Source organism: Streptomyces sp. NPDC005266, assembly GCF_040607655.1.
In the GTDB taxonomy this organism is placed as follows: domain Bacteria; phylum Actinomycetota; class Actinomycetes; order Streptomycetales; family Streptomycetaceae; genus Streptomyces.
Map to the genome: position 1 here is coordinate 15,386 of NZ_JBEXHC010000011.1, position 13,588 is coordinate 28,973.

Consider the following 13,588-nt stretch of genomic DNA (forward strand, 5'->3'; position numbering starts at 1 on the left):
CCCGGCTCGGCCGATTGGTAACTTCCTCTTGAGCCAGCAAGCCGTCCCTTGCCGTACGACGCGGACCCCCGCACTCCCGTGGTCCCGAAAGGCGCCGCCCACATGGCCGCACAGAACGCCGCGACGACCGATGCCACTCCGGCCGATCCCACGCGGTCTCCGACCGGCCGCCAATGGCTCGCTCTCTCGGTACTGGTCCTCTCCCAACTGGCGGTGTGGCTGGACAACACCGTCCTGAACGTGGCGCTCAAAACGCTGTCCGACCCCGACGAGGGGCTGGGCGCGACCCCCAATCAGCTCCAGTGGTCCATCAGCTCCTACACGCTGGTCTTCGCCGTTCTGCTGTTCACCGGCGGGGTGCTGGCCGACCGTTATGGCCACCGCCGGCTGTTGCTGACCGGCATGCTCGTCTTCGGCGCCGCCTCCGCCTGGGCCGGATACGCGGGCTCGGCCACCGAACTCATCGTCGCCCGCGGGGTGATGGGCATCGGCAGTGCCCTGATCATGCCGGCGACCCTCGCGCTGATCGCCCAGGTGTTCGACGAGCGGCACCGCGCGACCGCCATCGCCATCTGGTCGGGTTCCAGTGGTATCGCCATCGCGACCGGACCGATGCTCAGCGGAGCGCTGCTCGACCACTTCTGGTGGGGATCGGTCTTCCTGGTGAACGTTCCGATCGTGGCGCTGTGCGTGGCCGGTTCGTTCGCCTTTCTGCCCGGTGTCGTCACCCGGGTGCGGCAGAAATTCGACCCGCTGGGCGTGGTGCTCTCCACCGCCGGTCTCTTCGCGATCGTCTGGGGCGTCATCGAGGGCGGCCATCGCAACGACTGGACGGATCCGGCCATTCTCGGCGCGCTCGCCGGCGGCGCGGCCCTCGTCGTGGTCTTCGTCCTCGTCGAGCTGCGCGTCGCCAACCCCAGCTTCGACGTCCGGCTGTTCCGCGACATCCGCTTCACCGGCGCCAGCGTCGCCGTCATGCTGACCTTTTTCGGACTCAACGGCTCGATGTACTACACCAGCTTCTACCTCCAGGGCGTCCACGGCCAGACGCCGCTGGAGTGCGGGCTGTCCATCGCCCCCGTCGCCCTCGGCGTCCTGGTGGGCGCGCCGCTCTCGGCCAAGCTGGTCCGGGCCCACGGGGTGCGCCGCGTCGTCGGAGCCGCCATGCTCATCGCCACGGTGGGCTTCTTCTGCTACGTCTTCCTCGACGAGCACAGCGGACTTCCGCTGTTCTGGGTCTTCCTCGTCCTCCAGGGGCTCGGCATGGGCGCCGCCGTCGCCCCCACCACCGAGGCCATCATGGCCGTTCTGCCCGCCGAGCGGACCGGCGCCGGCTCCGCCGTCAACAACGCGATGCGGCAGATCGGCGGCGTCCTGGGGGTGGCGGTCCTCGGCTCCGTCCTGGTCAGCGTCTACCGCGACCGGATCACGCCCAAGCTCGGCGGGCTGCCCCCGCGCTCGGCCGACGCGGCCGCGGAGTCGCCCGAGGCCACCCGGCTGCTGGGCGCCAGGCTGCGGCTGCCGCGGCTCTCCGACGCCGCCGACCAGGGGTTCGTCCAGGCCATGCATGTCGCCTCCGTCGTCGGCGCGATCGCCGCCGTGGCGGGAGCCGTGATCATCTGGTGGACGTTCCGCCGGTCGTCCCGCACCACGTCCCCCGAGCCCGGCTCCGGCCTCTGATCCAGGTCCAGCCTCTGATCCACGGTCCAGCCTCTGTTCGTTTCCTTGTCTCCGTGGGCGCCGGGCACAGCCTCCGGATACAACTCCCCCCACGCGGAAGGCGGTTCCCGGAACGGGACGAGCAGCGGCTGGCCGCCAGCGCCGCGGCCGGCGCCGACGCGGCCGTCACCCCAGAGAACATCGCCGATCTCCCCACCGCGGACGTCGTCTTCGTAACCATCGCGCCCAAGGAGGCCATCGCCTCCGTACTCGCGGCGGTCGCCGACGGCGCCACCATCGTCCTCTTCGGCGGCGGCCCCGGCGGCCCGCCCGGGGCCGCCGGGGCCGCCGGAGCCGCCGGCCCGCCCGCCGAGGTGCCCGGCTATGAGGTGCACCGCCGTCAGCTGACCGTCACCGGCCCCTTCAGCCATGAGCCCGACGACTGGCGCGCCGCCACCGAGCCGCTGCGCGGCGGGGAGCTGACGGGGCCGCTGGCGACACTGATCACGGCGCGGTACGCGCTGGACGAAGTCGAGAAGGCGCTCCAGCAGGCCGCGGAGACCCCGGTGTACCGCGTGGTCGTCACCCCGTGAAGCGATCTTTCCAGGGGCTCCGCCCCGGACCCCGCTCCTCCGTCGGCCCGCCGGACCGCTTCCGCTGCTGATCGGCGGCGCCGGGCGGCGGCGGGCGGCTGAGCACCGGGCGGCGGCGGGCGGCTGAGCACCCGCCGCCACGGCGGCGTCACGACTTGGGCAGGTAGCCGTTGTCGTAGGCGTCCTCGGGGGCGACCATCTTCTCCAGCAGCCCCTGGTTGTACATGAAATCGGCCATCCGGGACCAGGTCTGCGGGTCGTTCACGCCCACCTCGCCCTGATCGGTCTTGAGCAGCGGCACCGTGGCCTTGAGCACCGCCCGTGCGTTCTTACGCTGCTTGTCGCCGCGCAGCCCCGGCACATACTTCTCGCTGAGCTTGATGGCGTCGTCCGGGTGGTCCATCACATAGCGCAGCCCGCGCAGCGAGGCGTCCACGAACTTCCTGATGTCTTCGCCGCGCTTGTCGAGCGTCTTCTCCTTGGCGCCCAGGCCCACGCCCACCAGCGGATCTCCGGCGTCACCGGAGTCGAGAACGATCGACCGGACCTCCTTGCCGGCTTCCTTGAAGGAGATGGCGTCGTTATTCAGATAGCCCATCACGCCCTCGACCCTTTTTCCGGTCAGGGCCGCCTGCTGGGTGAAGCCGATGTTCTGCACCTGGGCGTCCTTGGCGGAAAGTCCGCCCTCCTTCAGGAGCGCCAGCAAACCGAAATAAGTCTCACCAAAGGGACCGGGTGTGCCAATCTTTCGGCCCTTGAGGTCGGCCGGTTTCCGGATGTCGGAATCCTTGGGCACGATCAGGCCCACCGGGTATTTCTGGTAAAAGGTGGCGATGTCCACGACCGGCACATTCTTGGCGCGGGCCTGCAGCATCTCATCGCCGCCCGCGTAGACCACATCCTCCTTGTCCGACGACAGGGCGCCGAAAAGGTCTTCGGCGGCGCCATGGTGACGCAGAGTCACCTTGAGTCCGGCGTCCTTGTAGTAGCCCTTTTCGGCCGCGGCGTAGAACGGCGAGAACTGGATGTTGGGCGTGTACGTCAGCCCCACTGTGATGCCTTTGCCGCCTTTGCCCTCCCCGTCCTTCGGCTCCTCGGCGCATGAGGTCAGGGTGGCCAGTGCCACCACGGACGCGAGAGCCGCCCCCACGACCCGCTGTCTGCGAGCACGCCCCATGGGCGTCTGCACGAAACGCACGTACTTCTCCTCCTCGAATGAAAGATGTCAGTCGCGCTGAACGAGCCGCTCTACCAGGCGGACCACTCCGTAGAGGCCGGCGGCGAGAAGGGCGAGCATGACGATCGTGGAGAACAGCCCGATGGTGTCGGCCTCCTGGCGCTGCACCGACAGCAGCTGCCCCAGCCCCTCGCCGCCCATCACGAACTCGCCGACGACCGCGCCGGTGATGGAGAGCGTGAGGCCGTTGCGCACCCCCGCGAGGACGCTGGGCAGGGCGAGCGGAAGCTCGATGTACCAGAGCATCCCCCACCACCCCACGCCGTCCACCCGCGCGGCCCCCATCACGTCCGGGTCCAGTGAGCGCAGGCCCAGGACGGTGTTGACGAGGATGGGGAAGAAGACCAGCAGTGCGCACAGCACCGCGATGGGCAGCAGCCCGTAGCCGAGCCACAGGGCCAGGAGCGGGGCCAGCGCCACCGCGGGCACGGCCTGAGAGGCGGCCACATACGGCTGGAGCGCCGCGGCCGCCAGGTCGCTGCGGGCGATCAGATATCCGAGGGGCAGCGCCACCCCGATCCCCATGCCACCGCCCGCCATGGCTTCCCACACCGTCTGCTTCGTGTACTCCACGAGGTCACCGTGGAGCAACTCGTCGGTGAAATGCCGCGCCAAGTCGGCCGGGCCCGGCAGATAGAACTCCGCGACGGCGCCGGTCCGGGTGACGGTGTCCCAGACGGCAAGTACCAGCAACCCGAATGCGAGCGGCGGAAGGACGGCGCGCGGCAGCGTTCTCCGCCGGGCGTCGGGAGACCGGCGGCCATGGCCTCCGGGGTTTTCCCGCCCGGTCGCGCCATACCTCGGCTTTTTGCCGTTCTCGCGGGTATCGCCGGTCTTTCGCGCCTGTCCCGGGCGGGGTGAATGCGACGGCGCCGTGTCCGGCCCGCCGCCCGCGCCCGCCGTGGCGGTCGCGCCCCTTCCGTGCCCTACGGTCATCCCCAAATCCCCTTGCATTACCGGCTGTTGCCAGGTCACGGCACGCCCGCCTGCAACCTATCGCCAGCACGCTCCGGATCACAATGTCGATCGGGAAAACGAAATTATCACCTCGAGATATTTCCACGTTAAAGCGCAGGCGGGAGCGGAGGTACGGGGAGGCCGTCCCACGGCGGTCAGCGGTCGCCGAGGATGCCGAGCTCGGTGGCGCGTACGCCCGCCTGGAAGCGGGAGTTCGCCGCCAGCAGCTCCAGGATTCCGGTCACATAGCGGCGGTACGTGCGCACCGAGATCGCCAGGTCGCGGGCCGCCGCCTCGTCGGTGACCCCGTCCCGCAGCCGGGCGAGCACCCGGCGCACCATCTCGGTGCGGGCGCGGTTGCCGAAGTCGAGCGGGCGGGCGGCGGGCACCGCGCCGCCCCAGATCGAGCCGAACATGCCGTGCATCGTGGCGACCACCACCGGGTCCAGGACGACCGAGGTCTGCCGTCCCTGCGCCGTTTCCGTGCACACCAGCGCCGTCCGGCCGTCGGCGATGACCGCCGTGGGCAGCGGCACGGCCGCGATCCGCACCTGGGGAAGGCCCGGGGCAGCGGGCGGGGCTGGGACCCGCGCCTCGAGGTCGGCCGCCGGCCCCGGGATGGGGACGGGCGCGGGCCCCGGGATGGGGACAGGCGCGGGCCCCGGGATGGGGACGGGCGCGGGCCCCGGCGGCGGCACCGCGGCGGGACCGGGGCCGGGTCTGCCCCGCAGCACTCGCACCCGCACACCGGCGTCCCGATCCTCCAGCAGCGCGGTCAGCGCCGCGTGCCCCGCCGCCATCCGGGCCGAGGGCTCCGGGAACACGGCGTCCAGGCTGCGCCCCGCCTGGCCGATCACCTGCTCGGCGGCGGCCAGGAACGCGGCGTCCTCCCGCCCCACCTCGGCGAACTGCTCGCTCCGCGAGCGGCGGGCGCGGTGCTGGACCACGGTGGACTCGATGAGGCCGCGCACCTCCCGCAGGGTGTGCTCCAGCGCGTCCACCGGGCTCGCTGGCTCCGGCCCCGGATCGCGTCCGCGGTCGTCCATGTCCCCATTCCTGCCCCGTGACGTGGTCGGAAATCCCGAGCGCCGTCAGGGACGGCTGGGTAACAGCCCCATTTCCACCGCCCGTACCCCCGCCTGGAACCGGGAAGTGGCCCCCAGCTCCCGCATGATCTCCGCGACATACCGGCGATAGGTGCGCAGGGAGACCTGCATATCGCGCGCCGCGACCTCATCGGTGTGGCCGGTGCGCAGACATTCCAGAATCCGCCGCGCCGACTCCGGGCACAGCCGTCCGCCCAGCCGCGGGTGGTCGGCGAGCGCCACGGCGTTCCCCCAGGTCCCGGCGAACATCAGCTCCAGGGCCTGCACCGTGGCGGGGTCCTCGACCAGCGACGCCTGCCGGCCGCCCCGCACCGGGTCCGGCTGTCCGTTCGTGACGTAGACGATCTGTCCGTCGACCAGCAGCGCCTCGGATAACCCGCCGTCGCAGACCCGGGCCTGGCAGCGTGGATCGGTGCGCGCGAGCGCCCGTATCCCGCTCGCGGCGGCCGCCCGCTCCCCGCACAGCAGCCGGACGGCGACGCCCCGGCGGTGGCCCGTCACCGGTCGGGCCAGCGCCGCGCACACGGCGTGCGTCTGCTCCTCGCCGCCCGAGAGGATCACGCTCACGGTCCGTTCCGCGCCGGCGATCAGAGTGTCGACGACCTCCGCGAGCGGCACCTTGCCCAGAGCCGCCCCCGCCCAGGAGTCCTGGGCCAGCTCCCGCCGGTGTCTGATGACCGTCGACTCGATCAGGTCATGTGCCGCCAGAAGCGCCTGCTCGACATAGTCGCCGGCCGCCGTCGAGGGAGCGGCCGCGCACTCAGGAGAAGGCTCGGACATCCTGACAAGACCAACCATGACTTCCCCCGCAGGGCGACAGTGACCTAGTTTTTCGAATACCGGCCTGGTTCGTGATGTCACTGCCTCCCATACGCACGGGCAGCATGGTGCGAAACCTCGACGACAGTAATTCGCGCAGAGCGACGACGTCAACGCGGCGCGTGAGGTAAAGAGTTGGCCAAACCCCGGGTGCGGGGGCGGGACGCGTCGCCGTGGCGCCGGCGCGCCGGGCGCATATGTCAGCAAGTTGCGGGTGCTCGCCCCGTCGAGCCCCGCGCGGACACGGAGCGCAAGGGATCCGCATCACTCGACGACAGCCCGTGCACGAGGGTGTCCGGTAGCTGCCAAGCGCCGAGCTCCCCCTGACCGGGATTTGGTGTCAGCGGCGCGCGGTCACTCGCGCGGTCATTGCGGACCGAAGCTGATCGGTCCCTGGAAGTCCCGGCCCTGGATGACCGGTCCGGTAATCCGGGCGTCGCCGGAGACGGAGTTGTACACGGCGCCCGGCTCCGGTTCCGCGCCGCCGTGCTCACGCATCCACGCGGCGAGATCGCGGCCGAACTCCGGGTCCTGCCGGGCACGTTCGGCCAGCACCTCGGCCAGTTGGCGCAGCCGCTGGGGGTCGTCGTACGGAACGGTGACCGGCTCGGGCCCACCGCCCGGGTCGCCGTCGCCGCGCCGCAGCACTCTGCGGGCCAGCGCGCCGAGCGACTCCACCGCCCGCCGGCCGGCCTCTCCCCCGGCGCCCGAGACCGCCGCGTTGACCGTCGCGATCAGCGCCCCCGCTGTCACCGGATCCATGCCTCGCCCTTCCGTCCGTCGGCCGACCGCCCCACGCTACCGGCGGCCCGGGTCACGGTTCCACCGCTTCGGCATGGAGGGTGAACCAGACCGTCTTGCCGGTCGGGGTGCGATCCGTGCCCCACTCGTGCGCCGTCTTGCTGAGCAGGAACATCCCGCGTCCGCTCTCGGAGAGGAAGTCTGGCTCCTTGACCACGGGCAGCGCGGACTCGGTGTCGCTGACCGCCGCGTATATCCCGTGGCGCAGGTTGTGCAGGGTCAGGGCGCACTCGGGGGAGGCGGCGTGCTTGTGGACGTTGGACAGCAGCTCGGTGACGCACATCCCGGCAGCGGTGATCAACTCTTCGCGCCCCCACAGCCGTAACCGCGCGCCGACGGCGCGCCGTACGTCGGCGAGGGTCTGCGGATGGACGCGGAGGCGCAGTTCATATCGCTGCGGGATGTTCTCAGCCATGTGGTTCCGGGCCCCTCCAAAGCACGGCGCACTGCCGTGTCTCCTGAGCGATCCTGGCTCATGCGCGTCGCACTCGCAATGTTTCGACCCAGTCAGGCAAGACTGGCATATGCCGCCTGGCAGGCGTAGTTGGCGATACGACAGACTGGCGACATGTCCTACCAGCCAGTGCCCACCGTTCGGCGCAGGCGCCTGGGGTCCACGCTGCGCAGGCTGCGCACCGAAGCGGGGATGACGCTGGACGCGGCGGCCGAAGCCCTGAACGCTGCGGGAAACGGAGCCGCGGACGCCCGCCGCTGGACCGCGCCGAAGCTCTCCCGGATCGAGAACGCCAACGCGACGATCCGCACCACCGAGGTCGCCACCCTGCTGCGGGCCTACCGGATCACCGACGGCGACATCCGTGCCGTCCTGGAGGGCCTGGCCAAGGACGCGGGCAAGCGGGGCTGGTGGCAGACCTACCGCGGCGTCGTCGCCCCCGCCTACGCCGACTACATCTCGCTGGAGTCCGACGCCGACACCGTCCGCGACTACGCCCCACTCGTCATCCCCGGACTGCTGCAGACACCCGACTACGCACGCGAGACGATCGCCGCGAACGCCATGGCACGCAGCGCCGCGGAGGTCGACGCCCTCGCCGAGGTGCGCCTCGCCCGCCAGGCCGTCCTCACCCGCCCGGCCGCCCCGCTGAAGCTGTGGGCCGTGATCCACGAGGCGGCACTGCGCCGCCGGTTCGCCGACCGCCCGTCCATCATGACCGCGCAGCTGCGGCGGCTGCTGGACGTCGCGGAGTGGCCGACGGTGACGCTCCAGGTGATGCCGATCGATGCGGCGCCCAACCCCGGGGACGCCGGCGCGTTCACACTCGTGGGCTTCCCGGGTCCGATGCCGGATGTGGTCACCCAGGAGAACCTGCGCGGCCCCATATACGTCGAAGGAGTCGATGACGTGAACGTCTTCGCCGACGCCTTCGGCCACATCGCGGACAGCTCGCTGTCCGCGGATGCGACGAAGGCCCTCATAGCTGGTCTCGTATGAGAAAGAGGGCCCCACATATGAACACCTCTGACACCACCGAGAACCATCCCCACCGACGGCCGCACTGGCGCAAGTCCTCGTACTCCGCGGGCGAGGGTCAGTGCGTGGAGGTCGCCGCCTCGGCGGGCATCGTCCGCCTGCGCGAGGGCGACGACCCCGGGGTCGTCCTCACCACCGAGCCGGCGGTCCTGGCCGCCTTCCTCCGTGGCGTGAAGGCGGGCGCGTTCGACGCGTGATGTGACGTACGTACGTCGGTGCGGTGCCGTCCCGGGACGGCACCGCACCCAGCGCCGTCAGAACTCGACGTCAGCTAGAACTGGACGTCCGAGCAGGCGTAGAAGGCATTCGGGGTGTCCGCGATGGTCCATACGGCGAGGATCAGATGCCTGCCGCTCTTCCCGCTCGGGATGGTGCCCGTGTGGGAGAGCGTGGACGGCGGACGCTGACCGTTGTAGGGGACGGTCAGGAAGGGCTGGGACTCCAGGCTCGCACGGGTCAGCTTCTGGCTCGGGTTCCAGCCGTTTCTGGTGATGTAGTACTTGAAGTCCGTGGTCGCGTGCGAGGCGGTGAAGCGCCAGTTGAAGGTGTAGCCCTGGCCGCCGGTCACCTTGGTCGCGGGCCACTGCCCGCCCCTGGGATCGTCGAGCTGGGCGAACCGGCTGTTCCCGCCCGCACAGATCGACCCGTCCGCGGGCCCGCCCGACGGGAACCCCTTGGGGCCCTCGACGCTCTGCGGTTCGTACTGGATTTCGCCGCAGCCGGTCATGGTGCCGTTGGCGCACAGCTTCTGGCGGCTGATGGGCGAGTCGGTGTAGCCGTGGCTGGAGGCGCTGCCGCCGGTCGCGAGGACGGAGACCGCCGCGAGACCGATGCCGATGACAGCAGCGCTGATCTTCTTGCGCATGCTTCGCTCCTGAAGACGTGGGGAGTGCTTCGACGAGCCGTGCACGGCGGTCTAGACCAAGTCGAGAGTAGCCAGCGCGCAATGGTCATGTCCATACCAATGACACCGGGGGTTGGGTCGCTGGTCACCAGCACCCAGCGGGGTCCGGTAACATTCATCCGTCAGCAGGCGCCGCTAGCTCAGTTGGTTAGAGCAGCTGACTCTTAATCAGCGGGTCCGGGGTTCGAGTCCCTGGCGGCGCACCGTGGCTTCTCAGCCACTGACCTGGGGTTTCTCGGTTCACCGAGAAACCCCGGTGGTGTTTTCGGCGGCGTTGTACGCGGCGAGCCAGCCGGTGGCGAGGTGATCGCCCCGGGTGAAGACCACCGCCCCGACGCGGCCCGAGGAGGGGTCGTCGGGGGCCGCGATCCCGCCCCGCGCGGCTGCCCAGGAATCGGTGGCCATCGCCCCGACCACCGTGATTCCCCCGGCCAGCATCATTTCCTCCAGCATCATGCCCCCTCGCCCGAAGCCGTTCATGAACGCCGCCCTGCAAGGAGACTGCCTCTCGCAGAGATCGACGCACGCGAACAGGGTGTACGACGCGGGCGAGCCCCGGCGCGGTCGAGTCGCGCCGGGGCTCGCTTTCCGCTCCGGTCCTGTGGTCAGCAGGACGGACACGGGGTGCAGTCGCGCACCAGGACGTCGTCGATGACCGGGCCCCCGGCGCTGGTGGTGGTGCTGGCGAACGCCAGCGTCGTGGAGGTGCCGGTTGCCACGAAGGTCACCTCCCGGGTCACATAGCCCATGTTCGCGTTCGTCCTGCCCGTGGTATCGAAGCTGAAGTCCTGGAAGTTCTGCCCATTGACCAGCACCTTCCCGGTCTTCACGGCCGGACCGCCCTGGGGGTTACCGGCGAGGGAGTACGTCACCGTGTACTTCTTCCCCGGGACCGTCGTGAAGGTCTGGGACACCGTTCCCGGGCCATTGCCATTGAGGTCGACGGACTGATCACCCTCGGCCGCCTGCCAGTATCCGGCCCCGATCAGATCGACATTCCCGGCCGTGACATCCCACGGACCGACGGAACCCCCCGTCCCCACTGTCTGGAACGAGTTGGCCGCCACCCGGGGCGTCTCGAAGCTGCCGTCGTCGAAGCGGCTGACGGCGGCTGCCATCGCGGCCGCTGTGCTGGTACCGGCAAGGACGCCGGCCGCAATGACTGATGCGACAAAGGTGCGAATACGCAAGATGGTTCCCTCCTGGGCGAAAGCTGTGCTTGGTCCGAATTGGGCCGCGCAGCTGAATCTCCCGCACCCCCAGGTGGGCCGCCAAGGCCGGACCCCCGGCGCACCGGGGTGCGGGCCGGGCCAGACGCTCTCGGCGCGCCGGACCGCTGATCCAACCGCCCCTCCGCCTTCGACCAGGGCTCAAGCACACGGGGCGGCCTTTGCCCGTCCACGGGCACGGCGCACTCGGGCAGTGTGAGCGGTTGGACCTGGGCCGCCTTCTCGGCTGCATGGTCGACGGCCTCACGGCCCGTCTGGCGTCCGGCGGCCCTGGGTGACCAGGGCCCATACGGTCTTGCCCGGCCCCCGGCGCTCCTTGACGCCCCAGCGGTCGGCCAGCGCCTCGACCAGGAGCAGACCCCGGCCCTGCTCGTCGTTCGATGTGGGCGCCTTCGGGGTGGGCTGCCGGTCGTGGGTGTCGGACACCTCGATCTCCAGGACGCCGCCCTGCTCGTCGTACCGGAGCCGGACGCCGAAGTCCCGTCCTGGTACGCGTCCGTGCAGTACGGAGTTGGCCGCCAGCTCGGCGACCACGAGGATCGCGGCGTCGTAGCCGCCCACTCCGGGAGACAACCCCCACGCGGAGAGCTGATGCACGGCCAGCAGCCGGGCGAGCCGGGCGCCGCGCCGGGTGGCGGAGAATCGCTGCGCGAACGTACGTACGGTGACGGGGGCTTGGTCCTGTGGTGCGGTCATGGCGGAAGCGTTGCGATGGGCCGACGGCCCTGCCAGGCACGACACCCACCCAGTTTGCGTTGTGTCAGTGCACGCACTGGACCGGGTCAGTCACCGCCCGTGACGATAAGGGGATGACAACGGACAGCGAACCCGAAACGTCGGAGAGCCTCAAGACCTTTGGTGCGGTGTTAAAGGCGCTACGGGACGAGGCAGGGCTCACCCAGGAGCAGTTCGCCCCACGGGTGCGGTACTCGGCGACCTACGTCGCCAAGGTGGAGCAGGGCAGGCGCTTCCCGCCGAGGGAGTTGATCCCGCGTTCAGAGGAGGTCCTGGGCGCCCCGGCCGCCCGCGTGCTGGGGGCGGCCTACCGGACGTTGACGCGGAAGGTGGGGCTCGCGTCATGGTTTCTGCGCTGGGCAGGAATCGAGGAGGAAGCGGTGTCGCTTCTCACGTACGAGTGCGCCGTCATCCCGGGCCTGCTGCAGCCGGAGCCGTACATCCGCGCGGTCTTCAACCGTTACATCCCGCACGTCTCAGTGGAGCAGTGCGAGCAGCAGGTGGTCGGGCGACTAGCTCGGCAGAGGTTATTCCAGGAGCGACCGAACACATCGTTCTGCTTCGTGATTGAACAGGCTCTGCTGGAAAGGGGCTTCGGGGGCATCGAGGTTACCGAGGCGCTTCTCGACCACCTACTTGAGCAGCAGCTCCGCTGGAACGTGGAGATCCAGGTCATGCCATTGCGGCAGGAGGATCACTCCGGCTTCGAGGGCCCGATGTGCCTCGCGGAGACGCCGGACCACCGGTGGGTGGGCTACATCGAAGCGCACGACAGCAGCGTCCTGATCAACGACCCAAAAGCCGTCAGTGCCATGCACCAGCGCTATGGCAAACTGCGCTCACAGGCTCTGAGCCCTCAGGCCACCACGAGCCTGCTGCAGCAGATGCGAGGAGCGCTATGAGCGGCAGCACCACCGAACTGAACTGGTTCAAGAGCAGCTACAGCGGCGGCGGGGGCGGCAACTGCGTCGAGGTCGCGATACGCACCGACACCGTCCACATCCGCGACTCCAAGGAGCCCCAGATCGGCTCCCTGATCGTCTCCCGCGAGGCATGGTCAGCCTTCGCCGGAGCGCTATGAGCAACGCCGGACTCGAATGGTTCAAGAGCAGCTACAGCGGAAGCTCCGGCGACAACTGCGTCGAGGTCGCGATACGTACCGACGCGGTCCACGTCCGCGACTCCAAGGACACCGACACCGGCCAGCTCACCGTCTCCCGCGAAGCGTGGTCGGCCTTCATCGCGCAGGTCTGATCACCGCCCGCCGCTGCCGCTAAGCTGTTCGGATCGGAGGTGGCGGTGGCGGTGGTGGCGCACACGGGTGGGATGGCGAGCGACATCCAGGAACGCATCAAGCGGCTGATCGTCGACCGGCGGCTTCCGTCCGGGGCCCCGCTGCCCACCGAGACCGAGCTGATGGAGTTGCTCGGCGTCAGCCGTAACTCGGTGCGCGAGGCGCTCAAGGCGCTGCAGGCGATGGGGATCGTGGAGATCCGGCATGGCTTCGGGACGTACGTCGGGCCCATGTCGATGGCGCCGATGATCGAGGGGCTGATCTTCCGTACCGTCGCCGGGCACTACCGCGGCGAGGACAGCCTGCTGGAGCTGCTGGAGCTGCGCGAGGCGGTGGAGACCGGGCTGATCGCGCGGCTGGCGGGGCGGATACCGGAGGCCGACCTCGCGGAGCTGGACGCGATCGTCCGGCGGATGGAGGCGGAGGCGGTCGAGGGTTCGGTGCGGGCGGAGACGGACCGGGCGTTTCATGCCGCGCTGTATGGAAGTCTGGACAATTCGCTGCTGGGCGAGGTGCTGGAGGCGTTCTGGGACGCCTTTCACCGGGTGCGTACGGATCTGGTCGACATCCCGACCGATCCGAAGGTCACCTGCAAGCAGCACCGGCAGATTCTGGAGTCGGTGCGCTCGGGCGACGCCCTGCGGGCCGAGGAAGCCATCCGCGACCACTTCGGGAACATCCGCATACGGCTGCGGTCGCCGCATCACGAGTAACAGCAGCGCGGCGGCATCAGGCACTTCCGGTTCAGGTGACCAGGAACCG

General features: G+C 69.9%; 18 protein-coding genes and 1 tRNA gene. 9 read left to right on the top strand and 10 right to left on the bottom strand.

Translation table 11 applies throughout. From position 1 onward, the window contains the following. Window positions 1–102 precede the first annotated feature (102 nt). Together ABZU99_RS20570 and ABZU99_RS20575 are read left to right on the top strand one after the other, a co-directional pair. Window positions 103–1,680, top strand: coding sequence for an MFS transporter (locus tag ABZU99_RS20570; protein WP_355953555.1), 1,578 nt, complete (start codon window positions 103–105; stop codon window positions 1,678–1,680). 53 nt (window positions 1,681–1,733) lie between these two features. Continuing rightward, window positions 1,734–2,252, top strand: coding sequence for a zinc-binding dehydrogenase (locus ABZU99_RS20575; protein WP_355953552.1), 519 nt, complete (start codon window positions 1,734–1,736; stop codon window positions 2,250–2,252). Window positions 2,253–2,400: 148 nt separating this feature from the next. Here the strand turns inward: ABZU99_RS20575 and ABZU99_RS20580 are convergent, their stop codons facing one another. The 6 genes from ABZU99_RS20580 to ABZU99_RS20605 form a co-directional block, all read right to left on the bottom strand. Beyond that, window positions 2,401–3,378 carry an ABC transporter substrate-binding protein gene (locus tag ABZU99_RS20580; RefSeq protein WP_356227928.1) on the bottom strand — a complete coding sequence of 326 codons (978 nt, stop codon included), beginning with the start codon at window positions 3,376–3,378 and terminating at the stop codon, window positions 2,401–2,403. Between the two features lie 99 nt (window positions 3,379–3,477). Then, window positions 3,478–4,041 carry an ABC transporter permease subunit gene (locus tag ABZU99_RS20585; protein WP_355953611.1) on the bottom strand — a complete coding sequence of 188 codons (564 nt, stop codon included), beginning with the start codon at window positions 4,039–4,041 and terminating at the stop codon, window positions 3,478–3,480. A 560-nt stretch (window positions 4,042–4,601) separates the two neighbouring features. Next, window positions 4,602–5,492 (bottom strand): DNA-binding response regulator, encoded by an 891-nt coding sequence (locus ABZU99_RS20590; RefSeq protein WP_356048782.1) that lies wholly within the window; start codon window positions 5,490–5,492, stop codon window positions 4,602–4,604. 45 nt (window positions 5,493–5,537) lie between these two features. Beyond that, entirely contained in the window at window positions 5,538–6,332 is a 795-nt protein-coding gene (locus ABZU99_RS20595) for a hypothetical protein (RefSeq protein WP_356048780.1), read from the bottom strand. A 405-nt stretch (window positions 6,333–6,737) separates the two neighbouring features. Further along, window positions 6,738–7,133, bottom strand: a complete 396-nt coding sequence (locus ABZU99_RS20600) for a hypothetical protein (RefSeq protein WP_355953540.1) — start codon at window positions 7,131–7,133, stop codon at window positions 6,738–6,740. A gap of 52 nt (window positions 7,134–7,185) precedes the next feature. Then, window positions 7,186–7,587 carry an ATP-binding protein gene (locus ABZU99_RS20605; RefSeq protein ID WP_355953537.1) on the bottom strand — a complete coding sequence of 134 codons (402 nt, stop codon included), beginning with the start codon at window positions 7,585–7,587 and terminating at the stop codon, window positions 7,186–7,188. Between the two features lie 153 nt (window positions 7,588–7,740). On the opposite strand from ABZU99_RS20605, the gene ABZU99_RS20610 reads away from it, so the two are divergent. After that, window positions 7,741–8,625: a DUF5753 domain-containing protein gene (locus ABZU99_RS20610; protein WP_355953535.1), complete on the top strand. Its 885-nt coding sequence runs from the start codon at window positions 7,741–7,743 to the stop codon at window positions 8,623–8,625. A 17-nt stretch (window positions 8,626–8,642) separates the two neighbouring features. After that, a complete protein-coding gene (locus ABZU99_RS20615; protein WP_355953533.1) occupies window positions 8,643–8,861 on the top strand; it encodes a DUF397 domain-containing protein in 219 nt (72 codons plus the stop codon). A 74-nt stretch (window positions 8,862–8,935) separates the two neighbouring features. Here the strand turns inward: ABZU99_RS20615 and ABZU99_RS20620 are convergent, their stop codons facing one another. Then, window positions 8,936–9,529 (bottom strand): lytic polysaccharide monooxygenase, encoded by a 594-nt coding sequence (locus ABZU99_RS20620; RefSeq protein ID WP_355953530.1) that lies wholly within the window; start codon window positions 9,527–9,529, stop codon window positions 8,936–8,938. 168 nt (window positions 9,530–9,697) lie between these two features. On the opposite strand from ABZU99_RS20620, the gene ABZU99_RS20625 reads away from it, so the two are divergent. Continuing rightward, window positions 9,698–9,771: transfer RNA gene (locus ABZU99_RS20625), tRNA-Lys, on the top strand. Window positions 9,772–9,808: 37 nt separating this feature from the next. Here ABZU99_RS20625 and ABZU99_RS20630 read toward each other — a convergent pair. From ABZU99_RS20630 to ABZU99_RS20640, 3 genes are all read right to left on the bottom strand, one after another. Continuing rightward, complete coding sequence (locus ABZU99_RS20630) at window positions 9,809–10,048, bottom strand: hypothetical protein (protein ID WP_355953528.1); 240 nt, start codon at window positions 10,046–10,048, stop codon at window positions 9,809–9,811. A 125-nt stretch (window positions 10,049–10,173) separates the two neighbouring features. Continuing rightward, the gene (locus ABZU99_RS20635; RefSeq protein WP_355953608.1) at window positions 10,174–10,761 is read right to left on the bottom strand and encodes a choice-of-anchor C family protein; all 588 of its coding nucleotides are present in this window, start codon (window positions 10,759–10,761) and stop codon (window positions 10,174–10,176) included. Window positions 10,762–11,040: 279 nt separating this feature from the next. Further along, window positions 11,041–11,493 carry an ATP-binding protein gene (locus tag ABZU99_RS20640; RefSeq protein ID WP_355953525.1) on the bottom strand — a complete coding sequence of 151 codons (453 nt, stop codon included), beginning with the start codon at window positions 11,491–11,493 and terminating at the stop codon, window positions 11,041–11,043. 113 nt (window positions 11,494–11,606) lie between these two features. Between ABZU99_RS20640 and ABZU99_RS20645 the strand changes: the two genes are divergently transcribed. The 4 genes from ABZU99_RS20645 to ABZU99_RS20660 all read left to right on the top strand — a co-directional run bounded on the left by ABZU99_RS20645 (window position 11,607) and on the right by ABZU99_RS20660 (window position 13,539). Then, entirely contained in the window at window positions 11,607–12,434 is an 828-nt protein-coding gene (locus ABZU99_RS20645; RefSeq protein ID WP_356048776.1) for a helix-turn-helix transcriptional regulator, read from the top strand. After that, window positions 12,431–12,613, top strand: coding sequence for a DUF397 domain-containing protein (locus ABZU99_RS20650; protein ID WP_356048774.1), 183 nt, complete (start codon window positions 12,431–12,433; stop codon window positions 12,611–12,613). Before ABZU99_RS20645 ends, ABZU99_RS20650 begins: the two co-directional genes overlap by 4 nt. Then, window positions 12,610–12,786, top strand: coding sequence for a DUF397 domain-containing protein (locus tag ABZU99_RS20655; RefSeq protein ID WP_356048772.1), 177 nt, complete (start codon window positions 12,610–12,612; stop codon window positions 12,784–12,786). Before ABZU99_RS20650 ends, ABZU99_RS20655 begins: the two co-directional genes overlap by 4 nt. 72 nt (window positions 12,787–12,858) lie before the next feature. After that, window positions 12,859–13,539, top strand: coding sequence for a FadR/GntR family transcriptional regulator (locus ABZU99_RS20660; protein WP_355953606.1), 681 nt, complete (start codon window positions 12,859–12,861; stop codon window positions 13,537–13,539). Window positions 13,540–13,588 lie beyond the last annotated feature (49 nt).